Raw genomic sequence first — 3,184 nt, 5'->3', positions numbered from 1 at the left:
CGGTCAGGCCGAGGCTGGCCGCGCTCGCGGCGACGACCGCGCTGTACCTGAGGGCCGCGTAGCCGACGGACGGGTGTCCAGGGGTCTTGCCGATGTACACGGTTTCGGTGCGTTGTTCGGTCACGATGCGTTCCTCTCCTCGGCGTCCCGGGAGTCCTGCTCGCAACGTCGAAAGCCGGACGCACGACCAGGGTACGACAGCGACCGGAGGACGAATTCCGGTGCGGTCAGCATCACACGCCCCGGTTGCGCGCGGGTTTCGAGGAATGACCGCCAGGGTTTCCGGCGCGTGGCGATGGGTACTCCAGGGAAAGCAGGCGAGCGCCGTACCCGACTGCCAACGAGACTCCCGGCCAATGGCGTCCGGCCCGTCGACACCACACGGCGCACCCGAGTTCGGAGCTCGCCTGCTCCCGCGACCCGTGCCGCCGATCCCCGACCGTGCGCCGGGTCGTCGTCGGTTCTTCACCCCGCTCACGGCGGGTCGGCGACTGTTCCCGAGCGCGAATGTCCTGGCGGACCCGGCCTCAGGCGAACTGCCCCGGGCTGCGCCCCTCCCCGCTCGGCCCGGCGAAGGCCTGCGCGATGGTCAGCCATTCGGCGGCCTCGGCGCCCTCCGCGCGCACCGCGAGATCGTCGGGATGCCGCCGCTGGGTCACCAGCAGGCAGAAGTCGGCGGCCGGTCCGCTCACGCGCTGCGACGCCGTCTCCGGTCCCCAGGTCCACACGCCGCCGTCCGGTGCGGTGAGTTCCACCCGGAACTCCTCGGCGGGCGGCGTCTTGCCGCGCACCAGGTACGCGAAGTCGCGGGTCCGCACGCCGATGTGTGCCACCGAGCGCAGCCGGGCCGTCGGTTCCCTGCGCACGCCGAGCGCGTCGGCCACGTCCTGGCCGTGCGCCCAGGTCTCCATCAGTCGCGCGGTGGCCATCGAGGCCGCGCTCATGGGCGGGCCGAACCAGGGCAGCTTCTGCCCGGCAGGCACGGCGCGCAGCGCGTCGAGCAGTCCCTCCCGACCCGCCTGCCAGCGGCGCAGCAGCTCCGGCGGGGCCATCGCGGCGGCCTCGGCGGCCACGTCGTCGACGAGGGTGAGCACCTTCTCCCCCGCCTCGGTGACCTGCCGGGTGAACTCGGCCGGGTCGGTCGCGGCCACGGTGGCGATCTCGTCGGTCCAGGCCAGGTGGCCGATCTGGTGGGCGATGCTCCACCCGGGGGCGGGTGTCGCCAGCGCCCACTGCTCATCCGCCAACGGCGCCACCAGCTTCTCGAGGTCGGCGCACTCGGCGGCGAAATCCTCGAGCAGTGCGTCGAGATCAGCCATCACTACCCCTTGCCGGTCGGGCGCACCCCCGTCGGTGCGCTTGCTGCCGCCCAGCATGGCAGCGCACCCAGGGCAAAGACAAGCACGCGTGCTGGTTTTCTACCAGCCGAAGAGCACCAGGTGCACCGCGCCGACGCCGAGACCGAGCACCGCGCCGTGCAGATAGAGCAACCAGGCGTCCTGCTCCACCGAGGCGTAGAACATCTCCATGAACTCGCCCGGCGAGAGCATTCGCAGCTTGCGGGTGGCGAACTCGTCGATCTTGGCGGCCTGCTCGCGCGCGAACACCTCGTCCTCGGACAGGCTCGGCGCCAGCCCCACCGCCGCGCCCGCCGCACCGACGGGCAGGTTGTCGAACTGGCGGGCGCCGAAGGCCGCGCGCACCACCGAATGCGTCGGGCCGAGCTGTCGGTGGATCTCCTCGGAGATCAGCCGCTCGACCAGCTGGCGGGTCTTGTCCCCGTTGGGACCCTCCAGCAGTTCCTCCGACAGATTCGGCAGAGTGAGCACCTGGTAGGCCAGGATGTGCGCGAGGTCGGTCGCCGCCTGCGGCTGCCGCTTGGCCAGCAGCGCCTGTCGCCACAGGTACTTGTAGCGCGGCTGCGGGTCGCCCGGCTCGAACACCATCTTCACCGCGATCACATTGACGATCACACCGATGGCGGCCGAGGCGGCCAACACGATCACCCAGGCGGGAATCCAGCCGATCACCGGGATGCTGCCGTGCACGTGCAGATACAGCGCCAGCAGCAGGCCGAAGGGCGCGCCGAGCAGGCCGATGCGCACCATGAACTTCAGTTCCGGCTCGGCGATGGTCGTGGTCAGATCCTTGAGGATCTCCGGGTTCTCGCGCAGATAGCGGATGACGAAACTCTTGATGTCGATCAGCTGATCGATGTTGTCGCCCAGCGAATCGAAGGCGCGGCGGCACAATTTCGGCAGCTGGGCGTCGACGCGCTGGTAGAGCATCTGCTTGACCCCGCGCGGCACCGCCTTCCACAGCTCCGGGTTCTCCCGGTACATCACCTCGTCGACGATTTCCGGCGTGCGCGCCCGCGCCGTCTCGGCGATGTGGTCGGCGACCCCGTCGAGGTCGAGTTCATGGATGAAATCGCGCGGACTGCCGATGCGAAGCAACGCCTTGTCCACGCAGATGCTGGCCATCTTCTCCGCGCGCGCCGGAATGAAGCCTTGAAAACCCAGCCGCCTGCCGTCACCGGAAAAGGTCGGCAGCACCTGCACCCGGCGCGGCAGATAGGGATAGAGCACATGCAGGCCCGCGATCCGCACGCCGCGGAACTCCACCGGCCAGAACAGCATCAGCACGCCGGTCCAGTTCGTGAGCAGACCGGCCAGCGCGCTGAAGATCGGGAAGCTGACGAGCTCGACCACCAATTTCGACTGGCCGGTCAATTCCTCCCAGTCGACGAACACGCCGGCCGCGAGTGTCGACATTGCGGAGGCCCCCTTCAGCTGATCTTGTGTCCGACCCGGGGCCTCACATTCCCACTGCCCCGATCGGGTGTCAACGCGCCCCGCACCGCCGTCACGGCCAGGCGGGCGATGGCCCGCGCGACGCCCGTCGCTTCGCTGTCGGTGAACGCGACTCACCAGGTGGAACAATACGAAACACCGGCGGGTTGAGTAGGTATCGCTCAACTCTTGGAGGGATCGAACCGTGCCCACACCCCGAGACCTGCCGGTCCTGTTCCTGACCGATCCGATCGTGCTGCCGGGCATGGTCGTGCCCATCGAACTCGACGAGTCGGCGCAGGCCGCCATCGACGCCGCGCGCGCCGCGGGCGGCGACGCCGTGCTGGTCGCTCCCCGCCGGGACGAGGACTACGCCCCCGACGGTGTGGGCG

Annotated in this window: 3 protein-coding genes; 1 reads left to right on the top strand and 2 read right to left on the bottom strand. The window is 69.7% G+C overall.

Features of this window, described 5'->3' with window-relative positions:
* Positions 1-527: 527 nt before the first annotated feature.
* Both QH283_RS12115 and QH283_RS12110 read right to left on the bottom strand, forming a co-directional pair.
* Positions 528-1,319 (bottom strand): TIGR03084 family metal-binding protein, encoded by a 792-nt coding sequence (locus QH283_RS12115; RefSeq protein ID WP_280503102.1) that lies wholly within the window; start codon positions 1,317-1,319, stop codon positions 528-530.
* A gap of 99 nt (positions 1,320-1,418) precedes the next feature.
* Positions 1,419-2,774 (bottom strand): hypothetical protein, encoded by a 1,356-nt coding sequence (locus tag QH283_RS12110; protein ID WP_280503101.1) that lies wholly within the window; start codon positions 2,772-2,774, stop codon positions 1,419-1,421.
* Positions 2,775-2,997: 223 nt separating this feature from the next.
* Between QH283_RS12110 and QH283_RS12105 the strand changes: the two genes are divergently transcribed.
* Positions 2,998-3,184 (top strand): hypothetical protein (locus QH283_RS12105; protein ID WP_280503103.1); only part of this gene is annotated, 187 nt, incomplete at its 3' end.

Origin of the sequence: Nocardia farcinica, from assembly GCF_029867845.1 — a bacterium.
Lineage (GTDB): Bacteria > Actinomycetota > Actinomycetes > Mycobacteriales > Mycobacteriaceae > Nocardia > Nocardia farcinica_A.
The sequence above is the reverse complement of the archived record's forward strand: the minus strand, read 5'-3'. Positions and strand labels throughout refer to the sequence as shown.

Excerpts from the sequence above, each read along its gene's own strand:
- QH283_RS12115 (WP_280503102.1), bottom strand. The coding sequence starts at position 1,319 with ATGGCTGATCTCGACGCACTGCTCGAGGATTTCGCCGCCGAGTGCGCC.
- QH283_RS12110 (WP_280503101.1), bottom strand. The coding sequence starts at position 2,774 with ATGTCGACACTCGCGGCCGGCGTGTTCGTCGACTGGGAGGAATTGACC.